Raw genomic sequence first — 16,039 nt, forward strand, 5'->3', positions numbered from 1 at the left:
AGAGATCGGTGGCAAATTTTTGCGCCTTTTTTTTGAGCAAATTTTATGCAAATTACACCACTTTTGCTGAATCCTCGTTACTGGAAGTCAGGATTCAGAACACAAGCTTCCAATATCAAAGCCAATAAACCATTGGCACAACGTAAGCTTGCTTGCCTACTAGAAACTATCTCAAGCTTTATCCTTAAGCATGGTCACACTTGCTTTGCTTCAAGCGATACCTTAGCGCGCACCTACAACGAGAACTGTCACCGTTACGGTTGTAAGCCAATCATAAAGCGCACTATTGATAATTACATCAAAATAGCTAAAGAACTTGGCCTGATCGCTTATGGACAGCCAAAGCGGAACGATCACACAGGTCAGAATCAACGTCACATCACTCTATGCGTTGATGGCATCCAAAACATGTTCACTGGTGCATACAAATACGCGCTACAAGCGGCAGAGAAGTTTTGTAATAGACAAAAATTGCATTTAGGGGGGGCTTCTGTGGAAAAACCTCTTGAGGCCAGTTCTGACAAGGCTTGCGAGCAATCAGACAAAAACAAAAATTGCAGCATAAATACAAAAGATCTCTCTACAGAGAGTAAAAATAAAATTAATAACGGTATCCCATCTGATTCTTGGTTTTTGAAAATCTTCAAACGTGACGCAGATGAAGTAAAACAACTTCAATTAGCTGCTAAGCAAGGCCGCCTATCAGCTAGTGGATCTCGTCGTGTTATCAAGCTGTACAACAAGCACCAACAGCCTTTAGCGCCTAAGTTCGTGTCATACCTTAAGTTTGTGATTGCTAGCTGGCACAACAAGGCTGCAAGCGCCGTGAAAGCTAGCGTGAACAAGGTTCGTGATACAGCTACCATACTAGCAGAGTACATGAACACCATTTCCGAGAAAGAGTCTCAAGGCTTGGTTGAATACTATCGTGACGCAGTAGGGCGAGTACAAATCAGGTATCTGTAATCACTGCTTGATGTGAGTATTTCTATACATGCGCGACCTAAAATGTGTCATAATTACCTAAATCTTGTTATTTATGGATATGCATTTGCATGAGTGATGAAGAATATTTCTACCCTGCGGTAAGCGATAACCTCCCGAAACATATCAAAAAAGGCCATCAACTGGTCTTTAGTCGTCAAGATCTATCCGCTAGGGAAGCTGATATGTTTGCGTTGATGATTGCACATATGAAACCAAACGACTGGGATCAGAAAACACCACACTATGAATTTACTTCACATCAATTATCAGAGTGGTTAGGTGTTGAGTCTAAACATATCGGTAGCAACTTAAGTCCAGTAGCGAACCGCCTAGCTAGTCGAAAAATCGGGATAAAGGTGGAAACCCCGAAAGGTGATATTGAATTCGACTATAGACCTCTTTTTAAACATATCGCTTATAAACACGGCATACTTACGATGGTTCCTAACGATATGCTTAAACCAGAGTATATTGAATATAATCAAGGATTTGCTCTGATTAACACTCGCAATTTCTTTGAGGTAAAAAAGGAGTACTCTAAGCGCTTGTACGAACTGCTTAGTCGTTTCAAAGACAAGGGCTTTGAAATGCATGCGCAAAAGCTTAGTGAACTGAAAGGAATATTTGGGCTTTTGGACGAATCAGGGAAGCTGAAAAAAGATAAAAGTTCCTTCAAAAACAACAGCGTATTTATGAAACGTTGTATCCGGGAAAGTATTAAAGAACTTTCTGAACATCCTCAGATTAGCAAAGAGCTTCTATTTTTAGAAAGTAGCCAGGGTGATAAGGGGTTTGAGGTTGTAAAGAAAGGTAGAACCATTACAGGAATCAAGTTTCTCTTCCGGTGGGTTAAGCTAGGTTCAATTGATGAACTAAATCAACACGATGCTCTAAAGACAATTCGACAACTCGAATTGAAAAGGCTTCAAAACCAAGTCAGACTCACCGAGTCTGAACTAGAATCACTTGCCATCGCGTACCGCTATGTGGGTAAAGAAGACCACGCTCTTAAAGTTGAAGATAGCTTGTCAAAACGATACTCAGAAAAAGAGCAACAAAAACATGATGATGGAATACATGAACTAGAGTCGTTAATGGAAAAGATAGATACCCTTTCAGAACTAACCGATACTCACGATTACTGATAGCTAACAAGTTTTAGGTCATGCGCTCTATAGATGACATTTTTTAGGTTGAAATGAGCTATGTGACACATTTTAGGTATGTAAGCGAGAATCCGACGTGATCATTGACTCGAAAGTAAAAAAAACCGAACAAGACTTCGATATAACCATCTCACACACCTAAAATATGTCATTTAAGAAAATAAACACCTAAAATATGTTACCCAATCACCTGATATATGATCACTTTCACCTAAATTATGTTGCATTAAAGCCTGTAAGAAGATCACAAACACCTAATAAATGATCAATTAAGCCTAGATCTTGTTACTCAAAGACCTAAAAAAAGATCTTTAAAAGATTTAAAGCCCATTAATATCAATAACTTACAATTCCTATAGATCTTATAGATCTATAGTTACCATAGATTAATATAGTTAAATATAGATCTTTATAGCGTATGTGGATAACTGGAAAATCAAAGATTTACACAGTTTCCCACATACACAACAAGTTTTTGTTGTTTAGATGAGTTAATGATCCTAGCTATAGACAACGGCGTGCTACAAGTAGTGGTAGGTCAATTTCCAATCTAGCTTATAGTAGCAGGGACTATGAAAGGCAAATTGGGCTGGCATAACCGAATAGCGATCGCATTTGTGTGAGTTCTTGACAAAAACACGAATTGACAGGAAATATTAATTGTTGGATAGTTGTAAGTGTGCTCTAGAAGCAACAATGTACTTCTAGAGCTGCGTTGGTTAACCGAATAGTGCTTGCACTATAACGGCGACTAGATTGATTATCGCTATAAGCAGTTCAATTAAATTTACCATTTGTTCCCCTGATAAGGCTCATGGTGAAAGACAACGCACAAGGGTTTTTAATGGCGGCCACCATTGATTACCCGTATGCACGAAGTGAAGCTTTCTAGCTGCTTCGAGCTTGGTTGGTGATTACATAATTACCTCCTAATTAAAGGTTGGGTTCTTCGAATCCAGCCTTTTTTTATATTCTTCACACCATCAAGTTTATTAGGGAACGTTTTGTTCCAAGTCTTGCTGTGCCTAGTATTCCAGACTTTTTGCCAATTTTGCAAACGCCCAAACGCGTTGGCTATCTGTTTCGGGTTTAGGAGCATGAAAACTCCCAAGTCCTTATGTCCCATTGTTATCAGATAATTCCCCTCTCATAAAGAAACGCTTTGAAAAATATTCATTTCTCTACATGAATCGGGATATGAGCAAAAGTTTTATCAAATAACTAATACTTGTTTCCGACTATCTGCTTGATGCCAACCTCAAAAGAAAGTTGCCGCTTCCAGCAGATGGGTTAACGCATTCAATGTATTGCTGTTAACTCATCTTATCCTGTTAAAAACAAAAATGCTTCCCCGTACAACTTAAGTGGCTAAGCTTCCTATCATTTTGGCCAGTTTTTGCTCACTAATTTCCAATTAGCCTAAGTGTTGACAGTATTAAACTCAACTAATTGACGGTGATAAGACGCTAAACGCTCTGGTATCACGTAAGGCGTTTTTTTTCACTATACACTTGCCAAATTTGCACCCCAAGTACATTGAAAACCTAATAATCAAAAATCGACATTAACTTAAATCGGCGATGTATAACATCCAGTTTGATCTTTGATCTGTATAAAGTAGCTATGTATTCAATATAAATATAATTTGTTTAAAGTGAAGTGATTTACCTTCCACCAATCATGTTTCGTAGTTAATACGACACTTATTGTTATATTGGTTGTGGTTTTTGTTGCTGGTGGGTGTTTGGTAGGTTTCCGAACGGTAAGCGCTTGCTCTATGAGTGGGCGCTTTTTTATGCCGTAAATTCTTGAATGTTCGGATTGAGTGTTGAGCCGAAAAAAAGCTTCGAGTTTCCCCGAAGCTTTCCATTACTCTTATCCCGATAGCTAAACGTATTCGTCTATACGAGGTGGATTTTATCATCATCCACTTTAAAAAGAGAACTGTTAAACTTACTAAGTAGCTTATATAAATGGATTTTCCACTTTTTACACAAGTCATATAGGTTGTTCTGACCGTTCTTAATTGCATTGGCCAAAGCGAAGTCTAAGACGCTATTCGAGGTGTTGGTCATGTACTCTTTAACGTCTGCTTGGATTTGGTCGTGAACTTTTTTGCTGTTGTTCTATGACATTTGCTGATTCCTCATATGAGCCTGTTTGCTTAGACGAAAATACATCGTTTCGGTTTTTGTATCAATACTTTTTGCATTGTTTTTTGAGTGGTTTTATACTCTAAATAAAAATTACGTGTTCGGAATGAAGGGTGGGTAAGGGAATTTCTGAAATTAAGCGTTCTCAACTGGAACAACGGCAAAGAGAGCGAGACGAAAGTTCACCATCAATCCTGGATACATTCGAGGGCATAGAGCTTACGGACGAACGCGAAGCTCTGGCGAACCGGTTACAAGATGCCGATGTGACATTGGACGACAAACCGGATCGCTGCCCGACTTGCAATGGCACAGGTTACACCAAGTCGTTATTTAGCAAGTGGGAGTGCTGTAGCTGTTTTGGGACTGGTTACGACCTTTCCGAACCGGTTGCCGTTATCAAGTGGCAAAAGCTCTGCCTCGATTGGTCAAAGAATCGGTTATATGAATATCGCGTTGCATTGATTAAGGGGACTACAACCGAGGAAGAACGACTAGCAAGTGAAGTGGAGAGCTTCTATGAAAAAGCGAGACGCAAAGACTAAACAGGCCGCTCGAATCCAATCGCTTGAGTATCGACAGCAACGTGCAGCGCGAATCAAGCGATCGAGACGGCATGCAGATTTAACCATACTCGAAATGAGCAGGTTAATCGGGTTATCACCAGACACTTATCGAAAAATCGAGAATGGCGAAGTGAACCCAAGGGTGCAAAACCTAGAACTGATAGCGGTCTACACAAGTACAGACGTGGGTTATTTGTTCTTTGGTGATGCGATTTCTAACAGAGACGAAGCGGTAAAGAGAGATACCGGAGAATAACGAATGGCTTCAAGAGGCATTAACAAGGTCATTCTGGTTGGTAACTTGGGGTCAGACCCCGAAATCCGATACCTGCCAAATGGCGGCGCAGTAGCGAATATCACGATCGCTACATCCGAAACTTGGCGCGATAAAGCGACAGGGGAGAACCGAGAAAAAACCGAGTGGCATCGAGTGGTGTTGTTCGGCAAGTTGGCCGAAGTAGCGGGGGAGTTCCTACGCAAAGGGTCACAAGTTTACATCGAGGGTCAATTGCAGACTCGCAAATGGAAAGACAAGCAAGGCCAAGACCGTTACAGCACAGAGGTAGTAGTTCAAGGCTTTAATGGCGTGATGCAAATGCTTGGCAATAACCGAGCTGGTGGCCAGCAACAACAAGGCGGTTGGGATCAATCTCAACAGCAATACGGCGAGCCACCAATGGATTTTGACGATGAAATACCGTTCCAGAACGAGTTTCGTCATTACAAGATGCTGAGTTACGTGGCGGCTTGAACGGTGAGTAAGCAAAATTTAGCGTTAGCAACTCAAGACGACTTACTGATTGTATTGCGTCGAATGACCACTAAAGCGCTTATGGAAATGCGCGAGGCGACAGGCGAAACGGATTTTACGGACACACCAAGTGCTTTTTATTTCAGTAACCGTGCAATCGCGGCAGAAGTAAACGGGTGTTCGGGTCATGTGGCCGAACTAATCCAAGACAGCTACCTCGACTACGTTCACAAAGGTAGCGAAATACTGGTTTGGCTGGATGACTTAGAAGAACGCCTAGAGCGCTTTGCTAACCAAGAATAAAACACTTTAACCCTATTCCCTTATCCCAATTTTTGAGTAGTAGAGAAATTGCCCGATGAGCGATGTTTTTACTGTAGAGCTTCCTTGGTGCGCCAGCTACCCAAGGTGATCACGGCCTACCGAGCTATCAATGACGAATCCGAAATCGAAACCGCACTTTGTTGGACGCTATCTGAGGACATTGCTAAGCGTGTTTTCTCTCAAGGAGGCCGCCGCAAGGTGGTATCTAAGCAATTCATCAAGGACGAGGTGTTTGCCTACTTCAACCGCCGTAAGGAGCAAGAGATTTTAGTTGTACAAGGGCTTATCTAGTTATGGCCAAGGCACCACGATTCGATCACTCTTTCCTCGCAAACCAAGTCGCTAAGCGCAAGAAGTGGAAAAGCAAAGGCGTGAAAGCTGGCCACGGTGGCGACTTCAATATCGATGCAGCACTTAATGAGATTAACCGTTCTGTTAATCACATCATCAATCCGGCATCGATAAACGTCCCTAATACCGCGCTGGTGGATAAGTCGGAACTACCAGCTTGGCTTATCCGTATTCTTGAGAAAGACAATGACGTTGCGCGCGCTGCAACACAGAAGAAAGTGGAACTGGATTCACCACACAAAACGCGCCTTGCACAAGGGATTAAGCGCCCGAAAGAGTTTAACGACACGAAACTGGCCGAACACTGGTTACAGGTGCGTTTGTTCTACACGTTAGAGACGCAGTACAAGGATATTTACCCGCTGGTTTTCTCAATCCCTAATGGTGGCTACCGAACACCTAAAGCGGCTTCGATGATGAGCTATGAGGGACAAAAGAAAGGTGTGCCAGATATATTTTTTCCTATCCCGAGAGGGGTGTATCACGGGTTCTTTTTGGAGGTGAAAACGGAAAAAGGTCGCCCAAGTAAGGAACAACAGGAAAAGATAAAAATGTTCCAAAATCTAGGGTATTACGTGGTTGTGGCCAAGGGGTTTGATGAGTGCATTTGTCAAATTAATAGCTATCTCCAATTGCCAACATTTGATAACAAAACTAGACTAGCCGCATAAGTATATAAAAAGGGCTTAGTTATCTCATGTTAGCGAGTGAATATCACAGCATTGGCCAAAAGCCAGTTGATTTAGACGTGTTAGAAGCAACAAAGGTAGTCCGTAACTTCCTATGCGATTACCTTTACTATGACAAGTTGTTGCTAAGCTATGCTCCCGCAGGGGAATTTGGTAGCGCTCAAGCGTATCGTTGGCTTACTGGTGGTCATATTTGTGACTACGATGCTACTGGCGACACAATTGCACCAAGAGAGAAGATCAACTATCGAGTCATTAGAATGCTATTCGATGCTGGTCTAATCAAAGTAAAAACCAACATCCGAACGCCACATACTCGCTGCGTTATCTTTGAATGGGTTCGAGACATTAAGAAATATCGTCGTGAAATCCTCCGTACTAAAATCTTTGGCGAGAATGTTTACCTCACTAGCGCAATGATTGATGCTACAGCGGCACAATATGGTCTGACCGTGACGTTTGTCGGTGCGAGAGGGGTCTTTGAGATATTGGATGGTAATGGCAACTCAATCCCGAACGGCCAAGCCAAGAACACCTACATATTCATGAATAGTGTTGGTGAGCCTGTAGGCCGACTACGTGATATGTCCTATTGGGAATGGGAACAATACTTATACGACACAGCGACACGCGCCAAGCTGCGCAAAACGCCTCTCAAAGTTCGTGATGGCATGCGCAGCCACTTTTCGGAGTTCAAACGAGCTTAACGCCAATCCTTGATCATCTTTCCACAAATGCCGCCTATATGGGCGGTATTTTTTTGTGTTAAAAACAGAAGTCGTGTTCGGAATATTTACGGCGTGTTCGGAATGGTTATAATCGTCTCATGGCAGGACGTAAACCCAAGAAAAACGCCTTAACCCCTCAGCAGCGCTGGAATCGTCATCTTGCCAAGATGGCTAGGTTTGACATTAAACGTCAATACTATCGCGCCAGCGCGACACAACGAGAGCAAATTAGGCGACTCCAAATAGAACTTGGCTGTAGCAGTCGAGAAGAACTGGTTCTTTACGCCATCAATCTTCTAGGCCAACAGCACGGAATTTATCTGAAAGATATTCAAGAGGACTTAGCGTGTCTAAACAAAAAGCCGTAGGTAAGCACGAACTGATCTCAGCAATGAAAAAAGAAACTGGCGCATTACGTGAAGAATGCGAGCTGGTTTTTGATGCCTTTATCGAAGAAATCTCAACTCAAACCATGATTGAGGGCAATGCTGTATTGCTTAGTGGTTTCGGTACGTTCGCACCTCGCCTTAAGAAAGCGCGAGCTGGCCGTAATCCAAAAACGGGAGCACCAGCGATTGTAGCTGCGCGAGACAAGCTGACTTTTAGTGCATCGGATGTATTCCGCGATGAGCTGGCAAACAAGGTAAACGAGATCAAGGGGGCACATTAATGAGCACACGCTTAAACCGAACTGACATTGAAAGAAACATTTCTAAGCGCCTTGGCTTAAAGCTTACTGGTGATGATGCAGAGCTGGTGGGCGATTGTCTGGACGCAATGATCAATCACATTCTGGTTGAGATTGCGAAAGGCCGTGAGGTGCGAATTCGAGGCTTTGGCCGTTTCCGTCACATAGAGCGTGAACGCACAACCATTAATCCGGCGACGAAAGAGCGCTTAGGTGTCAAAACCGAGCACAGCGTATTGTTCTCTGCTTACAAGGACATGGTACGCGTCCATGAATGATAGTAAGGCAATTGGGCTACGTGTCTTTATCGGCTCCGTTCGGCTACTGGCCATAACCATTGTGTTAGCGCTGGTGGCTGTTGTCGGTATTGGCACATACAGCTTTTATGGATTGGTGGTCTATCCAAAGATAGAGCGAGTGAAGATTGATTTGGACGCAGAACGCATCGAGCGCATTACTGTCGCGGCCAAGAGTGGGGAGAAGTCAGAGAATGGCGCACCTAGTCAAAAGTAAGACCGTCGAGGGCGCAAAGAACAAATGGGCGACTCGTTGGGACTGTTTCTTTGATGCTCAATTCCTCTTTCGACGTGATACCGGAAAAGAGTTTGTTTTAGATGTTGCCGCCGAGCCACAAACCGCCAAGGTGAACCGCTTCTACGTGGCTCCTGACTGGATTAACGAACAGCCGAGTGGATTCCCAAGCCTTAAGCTAAAACACAAGGCCGCTCAACTCCTAAACCCTGTTTGTGTTGGGTTCGATGGCCTACAAGGCGAATGGGAAGATGGCTGGTGGTGCAATCCCCCGTTTGACCTTAAGTTTGAATTTCTGGAAAAGGCGCTAGAACAAGCCAGAAAAGGCCGTGACGGTATGATGCTGTTACCACATGAAGAACTCACAACGTGGTGGCTGGACTTGGTTGAGGGCTACGCCACGATGATTTACAAGCCGGATGGCCGTTACCCGTTCTATGAGACAGATGGGCACACCAAAAAGCAAGGTGTGAACTTCGGCAGTGCCTTAGTGCTCTTTACCGAGAAAGGTCTACAAACACCATCCATGCGCTTTAACCGTAAGGTAGGTAGAACGCACCTTACTGGTATCTACGAGCAAATCGCTAAAGTGGCTTAAGGGAGTGAGTCACTATGAGCATTCAATATCAGGGTCAATCGATGAGCGTGTACCGTCTCGCTCAGTTAACTGGCTATCCAATGACTTCCCTTTATCGCGCGTATCACAAAGGACTACGAATCGGAGAGAAACTACTGGCCGAGGCTACCAAGCACCTTGTGACCTACCAAGGCAAGGTAATGACCGCAAGACAGCTATGCGCCGTTACCGATACCAGTTACCGCAGAGTGCTAAGACGCCTTAAGGCTGGTGTACCCGCTGAAAAGGCTGTAAAGGACAACGTAGACCGCCGAGGAAAGAACTGCGCATCCAAGCTATCCCCTAGCGAAGCTCTACGCATCTATGAGCTGTTATTCACTAAACAGGTATGCCAACACACGCTAGCCGAGGAATACGGGGTACACCAGTCCACGATTAGCGACATATGGCGACATAAACGTTGGGGATGGCTTACTGCTCCGCTTCGATACCAGTTAGAGGGGAAAGCAAGCTATGAGTAAACCAAGGGTTTATGTATTCACGCTTAAGGTGAAGAAAGCGCGCCTAGTGACGGTACTTAGATTCAAACACCAATGGTTAGCCCACATGGCCATTAAGCATCTGAAAAAGCGATTCTGGTTTGCTGACCTACAGTTTAGGCAAATCACGCCTCTTAATGCGCTCTGGTACTTCTTTTTGATAAAGATTGGCTACTACGAAACACTCAAGAAAGCCACCAGCAAAAAGCGACAGAAACGATCTGTAAATGTGTAAAAAATAACAAAATGAAATGAAAGCTAATATTGCTGTGTGTTCGGAATGAGTTTAGTATTATCCCCATAGGACAGTGACGGATACGATTTCCTATACGGTGCGCTTGTTTAATAAGGTTGTGCAAGCGTTGTAGGGTAAAAACCTACAGGCTCCCAAAGAGGGCAAAGGGTTGATCTTCGAAAGAGGGTCAGCCCTTTGTTCTATCTATCCCCTACCAAAGAGCGCCTATATGAGTAGGCACTATGAGAAAAGTCCACGAACTATTCTGGCATCGCAAACACGACCGCATCCTTAAGCGAGAACTGGCCAAGGATAAGCTGTACACCAAAGAGCTGGATAACTCCCTACGCAAGATGATTCACGAGATAAACAATCACCTTAAGCAAACTGAAAGTAGTGTTGGCTAGGTGGTTATAACAAAGTTGACACTTTGAGTCAAAGGTATACAATATTATTGTTGTAACATCGTACTAACATGAGAGGTGGATTATGCGTACTCAAGTGCGAAAAATAGGGAATAGCCTCGGTAACATCATCCCTGCTGCCTTTATCAAGCAATTAGGGCTAGCGGAGGGGGCGGATATTGAGGTTAAAACTGATGGTGGCAAGATAATCATTGAGCCAATCAAGCGCCCAAAAAAAAGCTTTCCATTTAGCGAAAAAGAACTATTGAAAGGTTTAGATGCACATACGGCACACGCCGATGAGCTGGCAATAGTTTCAGGCAAGGAGTTAGGTGAATAATGGCGCAGTTTATTCCTAAACGAAACGATATTATCTGGCTCGACTTTGAGCCAACAAAGGGAAAGGAAATTGGCAAGTACCGTCCTGCGCTAGTGCTTTCCAGCAAAGAATATAACCAACAAACAGGATTACTCATTTGCTGCCCTATTAGCACCAGTATTCGCGGCCAAGCAACGGAAGTTCCCGTAAATAACCTAGATAAACCTTGTGTGGTTGCTTCTAGCTTAATCCAAACCCTGTCTTGGAAAGATCGCAAAGCCAAGAAGATTGCCACCGCTGAAAGTGGGGTTATGGAGGATGTTTTACTTCGCCTTATACCGCTAATCGGTGCAGACTCCTTGTTTGATGGATAACGTGTGCTTTGACTAGTGCTGATGGATAAAAAAACACTTGAACTACGCATTCCGAACGGATAAAGTTATTTATACGCGAGTTACATAGTTGCCATTGTGACGACCGTGTTTTCCTTTAAAAATCTTAGACAACTGTCCTCAAGCGCCTTTGGTTATTCCATTGGCGCTTTTTTCTTGATTTTTCAGAGTAAGTATCAATATAATTGCCCTGTTTCGTGTTGAAGTGTAAAGCTTCGACAAGTGATTCAAAGTAGGTTTGCAAAAGAGAGTTAAAGAGCTGGTAGAAATACTGGCTCTTTTTTATGTGTCGCGTTTCAACCTATTGAAAAGGCGTTTTTGGTGTCCTATATTTACCTCGCTCGCAAGAAAATGGACGTGGATACTCCAAAATATAGATGGCCAATTGATTGGTTATTGAATTACCTGTTATTGACAACTCCTCAAAATCAAAAGGCCACGGTAAAACGTGGCCTTTTTTATGTAAAAAACGTCATTTTTAGCAAGTCTATTCGGAATGACAAAGGCCGTAAAAAGCCAACTAAAATACATGCTACCGAGAAAATGAATACGCATGTGATTCGCTGGTGGCTCCCCGAAGCGAATAGATTCAAACAGTACCTATCAAATGGGGTAAAAATCGGCACTGGCTGGCGGTTTAGCACATCCCCAAGCCAATGCGAGATACAACCGCATCCAAATCCACACAGAATTGCACCTAGAATCGTGCTGGTGGCTTTTAACGCCTCAATGAGTACGAATGTATCCCCTATTGCCAAATGATAGCCATAAGCCGTTACAGCGAGCCATAACGAAAGGGTATGGGTGTAAGTTCGGTGCGGGATTCTGTCAAATTCAAGCCAGTCTGGTGCGCCCGAACCGCTTAAGCAACCAAGAAATGCCAGGATTGAATGCAGTGGTGTTGTGTCTGCCATTAAGGCGAGAGGAACGGGCGCAAAGCACAGTGCTCCCCACGCGTGTCCGGTTCGGTTCATTCTTCCTCGCAATGAACACAATACGCATAGACGATGGCACTCATCGCTATGGTTCGATTGCGGTAGTTGGTGGCCAATTCCTCGAACGTCTTTGCCACTTCGGGATCAATCCAAGGGCTAATTTGGCGTGTTCCTACAAGGTCGCCCTCTGTCACCTCGGGGTGCTTTTCTGGTAGCTGGTTCGGGTCAGTGTTGTTGATGGCCAATTGATATAGGTCAGTCAGGGTAATGCCGTTCTGTTCGCATTGTTCGCATGCTTTGGCGTGAGCAAGGCGTGAGATACGCGCTTGCAGTAGTGCTAAACCCTTTTCCCGCTGGCGAGTTCTAAACGTGGCTTGTCGCGCTTTGGTTTTGGCTTTGTGTCTGAATTTGATGCGCTCGGGTGCTTTCAAGGGGTATTCCTTTCATCACGTAGCGCGTTGTCTTGGGTATGGGGGAAAGGTGGCTAGTGAGATAACGCAGCCAATTACTATATTGTGCCGCAGAATCAATTGTACATAAGTAGCGTTACTCACTAGCTGGCCATGATTATATGCAGAAAATCGTTACTGTAAATACTATTTAATATCGCGTTATTAAATTTTGTCTTTAAAGCCTTATTGACAATCAAATGGTTGTTTCATCTGGCTTAATCCTTGTTGTGATTGGGTCGATAAACTCTGTATTATTCCGAACGTAAAGAAATAAGTGGGGTTTAACCGTGTCCGGCAAGATTGACTATCAGGCTCACCAACAGCAGTTTTGGGAGCAGTTAGAGAAGCAGCCGACTTTGACGCTGGCCGAGTATTGCGAAGCCAACGGACTAAAGTACGGCACCGCTAAGCGATATATAAAACGGCCAGCCAAAACGGGCGGCAAGTTCCAACCGTCCGTTATGCCAAAAATCAAAGCGAAAAAGACCAGTCAGGGCAATGACTGGCATTCCCTTTTGAAAGAATTTCTCGTGCGTGGCGCTCAAAACCCAACGCTCACGATGGCCGCTTTTGCGAAAGATAAAGGGGTGAACGGTGCGACATTGCGCCGCCAGTTTAATTCCATGCGATCGCTGCCCGAGTTTGATCGATTATTTGATCTTTACGATGAGCAATTAGCGAAATTTCAAGAAGCGAAAAACGACAAGAAGAAAAAAAGGGCTGATAAATCAAAGTCCAAAGAAGCGGGGGCAACTGCGCAAGCGCAAAGTGCGCAAGGCGATCGCGCGAAAACAGGAGGTATTGGATCACTGCGCAAGCCGCGATCAGTTGAGGGACTTTCGCAGTATTCCAGTGCTCAAGTGGGTCGCCCTGTTGTGCATGGTGGTTATGCCCGTAGTGCGGGTATTACTGGCGAAATCATGGATATTCTCATGGATACCGATCCGCTTTCGGTTTGCAACGAACTGATTATTGCCCGTTCGCAGTATTACCGAATGAATGAGACGTTAGCTAAACGCCTTAAAGAGATCGATGAAATGGAAGAAAGCGGAGACATTCCGCTCGATGACGAAAACCAGCCAGTAGACATAAACGCCATGCGTGACCGTCTCATCTTTGGCTATGGCACCAGATTGCGTGAACTGGAATTGAGTATTTCCACGATGGCCAAACAAGAGGCCAAGCGCTACATCGATTTGCGTAAACAGGAATACGCTGAATTGATGATGCCACACTTACTGCCAGCGGAAGAAACCAGCCTAGTAATAGAAATGCTTTCTCTGCGCACTAAGAACAACTGGACAGCCTTAGAGACGTGTCAGCAAATCGAGAAGTTAGGTGCACGTCCACCAGCAACGCTATTGCATGAAGCTAAGGTAGAGCTAGCGAACCTAGAACCAGAAGTAGAAGACACTGGTATCAGTGAGCAAGAGCTGGATGAGCTGTTTGATGACTACACGTTAGAGCAGATTGAGCAGCAAGATAACTGGCTACCTGCGCGCAAAGAAGAAGTAAACCGACGAATCAAAGAAGCCGAAGACCTAGAGAACGGCGTAGAACCTACCCTATCCCCATCCCAAATACAAAACGAAGCCGCTAAAGAGCAAGCCTATGATGACCTCGATAACGAGGGAGTGTCGGGGTTTGACGATGTAGACAGCTTCGAGGTACTTGGTGGCTAGACGAATAAAGAGCGTAACACAAGATCCCCGTTACCCTGCCCTAGTTAAGCGGTATCGCTATGACTGGAAACGCCTCGCTGTTGAGCTAGTCGGTAAGAAGCCGAGCTGGCAGCAGCGCAAAATCATTGATAGTGCTCAGCGTATTGGTGCGCGAACGACTGTCAGCTCTGGCCACGGTACAGGCAAGTCAGACATGACCAGTATCATGATCATTGCTTTCATGCTCTGTTTCCCCAATGCGCGTGTTGTGCTGGTGGCGAACAACGCGAGACAGGTACAAATCGGTGTATGGAAGTACCTAAAATCCAACTGGAACACGCTCTTACAAAAGCATGGTTGGTTACAGCAATACTTCACCATTACCGAGACAGCCTTTTTTGAAAACTCAGCAAAAGGTATCTGGCAAACCAGTGCTAAATCGTGCCGTATTGGTAACGAGGAAGCGCTAGCGGGTGAACACGCTAAACACTTGTTTGTTATTGTCGATGAGGCGTCAGGCGTCTCTGACAAGGCTTTTGGTGTGTTAGCGGGTGCATTGACCGAGAAAGATAACCGAATGCTGTTATTGAGCCAGCCAACGCGCCCTAGCGGCTATTTCTACGATACGCATCACCGATTAGCCGAGCCTAGTGGTCGATGGCGAGCCATCCGGCTTAACTCCGAGGAATCGCCGTTCGTAACCGTGGAATTTATCCTCGATAAGCGATTGGAGTATGGCGGTCGAGAGGCACCGGAATACCTGATTAAAGTACGTGGGGAGTTCCCAAGTTCCATTGCTGGCATGCTGCTTAGTCGGGATGCACTGGACAAAAGCGCAAGGCTCAACCTCGATATGCCCGATGGTTGGGGTTGGGCTGCGCTGGTGGACGTGGGTAATGGTCGTGACCGCTCGATACTCAATATCTGCAAGGTTTGGGGTCAACGCATGGAGCGCATCGTTAAGAGCGTGAAATTGCTTGAACAACCAAGCACGGTCGATCCGGTTCGGTTCGCTGACATTATCCATGCAGAGTGTAGTGAGGACTTGTACCCAAACATCACGATAGCAGTGGATAGTGACGGTGTAGGTTATGACACGGCGACTTGCTTAGAACGCTACGGACGGCGCGTACAGCGCATTCGTTGGGGTAAGAAGATGCACTCCACCAGCGATAAGCAGCGTTTCTTTAACCAGCGTGCGTATGCCAATGTTATGGCTCGGGATGCGATAAACCAAGGCCGCATGCAGATAGATAAGAACGTCAAGACGGCAGAACAAGGCAGTAAAATACCTTGTGCAATCAACGAGTCAGGCCAATGGGTAATGATGCCAAAACCGATGATGAAAGAGAAAATGAACATCCCATCACCTGACCGTTGGGATACATACTGTTTTTCTCAATTGGTAGATTATGTGCCGCACGAAATGGAAGTAACAGAGAGCATGCTAGAGTCTCGCAGTTCCGTAGAACAATGGGTACTGGAAGCGCTTGAATCGGACGATGCTTAATTCCGTTGGTGCCAACATATAAAAGTAATATGAAAAGGTGGCGATACCGTTAAATATCGCCACCAAATCACCAATCAAAGC

The 16,039-nt window shown here is 44.7% G+C and carries 23 protein-coding genes; 21 read left to right on the forward strand and 2 right to left on the reverse strand.

Going from position 1 to position 16,039, the window contains the following annotated elements:
• Window positions 1–45 precede the first annotated feature (45 nt).
• The 19 genes from NDJ01_RS14695 to NDJ01_RS14785 all read left to right on the forward strand — a co-directional run bounded on the left by NDJ01_RS14695 (window position 46) and on the right by NDJ01_RS14785 (window position 11,382).
• Window positions 46–966, forward strand: a complete 921-nt coding sequence (locus NDJ01_RS14695) for a hypothetical protein (RefSeq protein WP_258586912.1) — start codon at window positions 46–48, stop codon at window positions 964–966.
• A gap of 89 nt (window positions 967–1,055) precedes the next feature.
• Window positions 1,056–2,132, forward strand: a complete 1,077-nt coding sequence (locus NDJ01_RS14700) for a replication initiation protein (RefSeq protein WP_024703815.1) — start codon at window positions 1,056–1,058, stop codon at window positions 2,130–2,132.
• Window positions 2,133–4,419: 2,287 nt separating this feature from the next.
• The gene (locus NDJ01_RS14705; RefSeq protein ID WP_033905417.1) at window positions 4,420–4,851 is read left to right on the forward strand and encodes a hypothetical protein; all 432 of its coding nucleotides are present in this window, start codon (window positions 4,420–4,422) and stop codon (window positions 4,849–4,851) included.
• Window positions 4,826–5,128 carry a helix-turn-helix domain-containing protein gene (locus tag NDJ01_RS14710; protein ID WP_033905416.1) on the forward strand — a complete coding sequence of 101 codons (303 nt, stop codon included), beginning with the start codon at window positions 4,826–4,828 and terminating at the stop codon, window positions 5,126–5,128. Before NDJ01_RS14705 ends, NDJ01_RS14710 begins: the two co-directional genes overlap by 26 nt.
• A 3-nt stretch (window positions 5,129–5,131) precedes the next feature.
• A complete protein-coding gene (locus NDJ01_RS14715) occupies window positions 5,132–5,623 on the forward strand; it encodes a single-stranded DNA-binding protein (RefSeq protein WP_033905415.1) in 492 nt (163 codons plus the stop codon).
• A 3-nt stretch (window positions 5,624–5,626) separates the two neighbouring features.
• Complete coding sequence (locus NDJ01_RS14720) at window positions 5,627–5,926, forward strand: hypothetical protein (protein ID WP_033905414.1); 300 nt, start codon at window positions 5,627–5,629, stop codon at window positions 5,924–5,926.
• Between the two features lie 87 nt (window positions 5,927–6,013).
• Entirely contained in the window at window positions 6,014–6,238 is a 225-nt protein-coding gene (locus NDJ01_RS14725; RefSeq protein ID WP_199266778.1) for a hypothetical protein, read from the forward strand.
• Between the two features lie 2 nt (window positions 6,239–6,240).
• Window positions 6,241–6,969: a VRR-NUC domain-containing protein gene (locus NDJ01_RS14730; RefSeq protein WP_048626743.1), complete on the forward strand. Its 729-nt coding sequence runs from the start codon at window positions 6,241–6,243 to the stop codon at window positions 6,967–6,969.
• 26 nt (window positions 6,970–6,995) lie between these two features.
• A complete protein-coding gene (locus tag NDJ01_RS14735) occupies window positions 6,996–7,694 on the forward strand; it encodes a hypothetical protein (protein ID WP_017634077.1) in 699 nt (232 codons plus the stop codon).
• Window positions 7,695–7,813: 119 nt separating this feature from the next.
• Window positions 7,814–8,083, forward strand: coding sequence for a hypothetical protein (locus NDJ01_RS14740; RefSeq protein ID WP_017634078.1), 270 nt, complete (start codon window positions 7,814–7,816; stop codon window positions 8,081–8,083).
• Window positions 8,062–8,385 (forward strand): HU family DNA-binding protein, encoded by a 324-nt coding sequence (locus tag NDJ01_RS14745; RefSeq protein WP_052484255.1) that lies wholly within the window; start codon window positions 8,062–8,064, stop codon window positions 8,383–8,385. The genes NDJ01_RS14740 and NDJ01_RS14745 overlap by 22 nt, the downstream gene beginning before the upstream one ends.
• Window positions 8,385–8,681 (forward strand): HU family DNA-binding protein, encoded by a 297-nt coding sequence (locus NDJ01_RS14750; protein ID WP_170903396.1) that lies wholly within the window; start codon window positions 8,385–8,387, stop codon window positions 8,679–8,681. The genes NDJ01_RS14745 and NDJ01_RS14750 overlap by 1 nt, the downstream gene beginning before the upstream one ends.
• Window positions 8,674–8,916: a hypothetical protein gene (locus NDJ01_RS14755; protein ID WP_017634081.1), complete on the forward strand. Its 243-nt coding sequence runs from the start codon at window positions 8,674–8,676 to the stop codon at window positions 8,914–8,916. Before NDJ01_RS14750 ends, NDJ01_RS14755 begins: the two co-directional genes overlap by 8 nt.
• On the forward strand, window positions 8,894–9,532 hold the full coding sequence (locus NDJ01_RS14760; RefSeq protein WP_048626739.1) for a DNA N-6-adenine-methyltransferase: 639 nt from the start codon (window positions 8,894–8,896) through the stop codon (window positions 9,530–9,532). The genes NDJ01_RS14755 and NDJ01_RS14760 overlap by 23 nt, the downstream gene beginning before the upstream one ends.
• 14 nt (window positions 9,533–9,546) lie before the next feature.
• Entirely contained in the window at window positions 9,547–10,032 is a 486-nt protein-coding gene (locus tag NDJ01_RS14765; RefSeq protein WP_258586913.1) for a hypothetical protein, read from the forward strand.
• Window positions 10,025–10,285 carry a hypothetical protein gene (locus tag NDJ01_RS14770; protein WP_258586914.1) on the forward strand — a complete coding sequence of 87 codons (261 nt, stop codon included), beginning with the start codon at window positions 10,025–10,027 and terminating at the stop codon, window positions 10,283–10,285. Before NDJ01_RS14765 ends, NDJ01_RS14770 begins: the two co-directional genes overlap by 8 nt.
• A gap of 242 nt (window positions 10,286–10,527) precedes the next feature.
• Complete coding sequence (locus NDJ01_RS14775) at window positions 10,528–10,692, forward strand: hypothetical protein (protein WP_155396209.1); 165 nt, start codon at window positions 10,528–10,530, stop codon at window positions 10,690–10,692.
• An 82-nt stretch (window positions 10,693–10,774) separates the two neighbouring features.
• Window positions 10,775–11,029 (forward strand): AbrB/MazE/SpoVT family DNA-binding domain-containing protein, encoded by a 255-nt coding sequence (locus tag NDJ01_RS14780; protein WP_033905409.1) that lies wholly within the window; start codon window positions 10,775–10,777, stop codon window positions 11,027–11,029.
• On the forward strand, window positions 11,029–11,382 hold the full coding sequence (locus NDJ01_RS14785) for a type II toxin-antitoxin system PemK/MazF family toxin (protein WP_033905408.1): 354 nt from the start codon (window positions 11,029–11,031) through the stop codon (window positions 11,380–11,382). The genes NDJ01_RS14780 and NDJ01_RS14785 overlap by 1 nt, the downstream gene beginning before the upstream one ends.
• Window positions 11,383–11,858: 476 nt before the next feature.
• Here NDJ01_RS14785 and NDJ01_RS14790 read toward each other — a convergent pair whose 3' ends face one another.
• Window positions 11,859–12,374, reverse strand: coding sequence for a metal-dependent hydrolase (locus tag NDJ01_RS14790; RefSeq protein ID WP_258586915.1), 516 nt, complete (start codon window positions 12,372–12,374; stop codon window positions 11,859–11,861).
• A complete protein-coding gene (locus NDJ01_RS14795; RefSeq protein ID WP_033905407.1) occupies window positions 12,371–12,766 on the reverse strand; it encodes a hypothetical protein in 396 nt (131 codons plus the stop codon). Before NDJ01_RS14795 ends, NDJ01_RS14790 begins: the two co-directional genes overlap by 4 nt.
• 308 nt (window positions 12,767–13,074) lie before the next feature.
• Here NDJ01_RS14795 and NDJ01_RS14800 point away from each other — a divergent pair, with 308 nt between their 5' ends.
• Together NDJ01_RS14800 and NDJ01_RS14805 are read left to right on the forward strand one after the other, a co-directional pair.
• Window positions 13,075–14,469, forward strand: coding sequence for a hypothetical protein (locus NDJ01_RS14800; protein WP_033905406.1), 1,395 nt, complete (start codon window positions 13,075–13,077; stop codon window positions 14,467–14,469).
• Window positions 14,462–15,958 carry a hypothetical protein gene (locus NDJ01_RS14805; protein ID WP_017634087.1) on the forward strand — a complete coding sequence of 499 codons (1,497 nt, stop codon included), beginning with the start codon at window positions 14,462–14,464 and terminating at the stop codon, window positions 15,956–15,958. The genes NDJ01_RS14800 and NDJ01_RS14805 overlap by 8 nt, the downstream gene beginning before the upstream one ends.
• Window positions 15,959–16,039: the final 81 nt, after the last annotated feature.

The sequence above is a fragment of the Vibrio sp. HS-50-1 genome (assembly GCF_024747315.1).
GTDB lineage: Bacteria > Pseudomonadota > Gammaproteobacteria > Enterobacterales > Vibrionaceae > Vibrio > Vibrio diabolicus.

Excerpts from the sequence above, each read along its gene's own strand:
- NDJ01_RS14740 (WP_017634078.1), top strand. The coding sequence starts at position 7,814 with ATGGCAGGACGTAAACCCAAGAAAAACGCCTTAACCCCTCAGCAGCGC.
- NDJ01_RS14695 (WP_258586912.1), top strand. The coding sequence starts at position 46 with ATGCAAATTACACCACTTTTGCTGAATCCTCGTTACTGGAAGTCAGGA.
- NDJ01_RS14770 (WP_258586914.1), top strand. The coding sequence starts at position 10,025 with ATGAGTAAACCAAGGGTTTATGTATTCACGCTTAAGGTGAAGAAAGCG.
- NDJ01_RS14730 (WP_048626743.1), top strand. The coding sequence starts at position 6,241 with ATGGCCAAGGCACCACGATTCGATCACTCTTTCCTCGCAAACCAAGTC.
- NDJ01_RS14715 (WP_033905415.1), top strand. The coding sequence starts at position 5,132 with ATGGCTTCAAGAGGCATTAACAAGGTCATTCTGGTTGGTAACTTGGGG.
- NDJ01_RS14750 (WP_170903396.1), top strand. The coding sequence starts at position 8,385 with ATGAGCACACGCTTAAACCGAACTGACATTGAAAGAAACATTTCTAAG.
- NDJ01_RS14790 (WP_258586915.1), bottom strand. The coding sequence starts at position 12,374 with ATGAACCGAACCGGACACGCGTGGGGAGCACTGTGCTTTGCGCCCGTT.
- NDJ01_RS14755 (WP_017634081.1), top strand. The coding sequence starts at position 8,674 with ATGAATGATAGTAAGGCAATTGGGCTACGTGTCTTTATCGGCTCCGTT.
- NDJ01_RS14785 (WP_033905408.1), top strand. The coding sequence starts at position 11,029 with ATGGCGCAGTTTATTCCTAAACGAAACGATATTATCTGGCTCGACTTT.
- NDJ01_RS14780 (WP_033905409.1), top strand. The coding sequence starts at position 10,775 with ATGCGTACTCAAGTGCGAAAAATAGGGAATAGCCTCGGTAACATCATC.
- NDJ01_RS14765 (WP_258586913.1), top strand. The coding sequence starts at position 9,547 with ATGAGCATTCAATATCAGGGTCAATCGATGAGCGTGTACCGTCTCGCT.
- NDJ01_RS14760 (WP_048626739.1), top strand. The coding sequence starts at position 8,894 with ATGGCGCACCTAGTCAAAAGTAAGACCGTCGAGGGCGCAAAGAACAAA.
- NDJ01_RS14700 (WP_024703815.1), top strand. The coding sequence starts at position 1,056 with ATGAGTGATGAAGAATATTTCTACCCTGCGGTAAGCGATAACCTCCCG.
- NDJ01_RS14710 (WP_033905416.1), top strand. The coding sequence starts at position 4,826 with ATGAAAAAGCGAGACGCAAAGACTAAACAGGCCGCTCGAATCCAATCG.
- NDJ01_RS14735 (WP_017634077.1), top strand. The coding sequence starts at position 6,996 with ATGTTAGCGAGTGAATATCACAGCATTGGCCAAAAGCCAGTTGATTTA.
- NDJ01_RS14775 (WP_155396209.1), top strand. The coding sequence starts at position 10,528 with ATGAGAAAAGTCCACGAACTATTCTGGCATCGCAAACACGACCGCATC.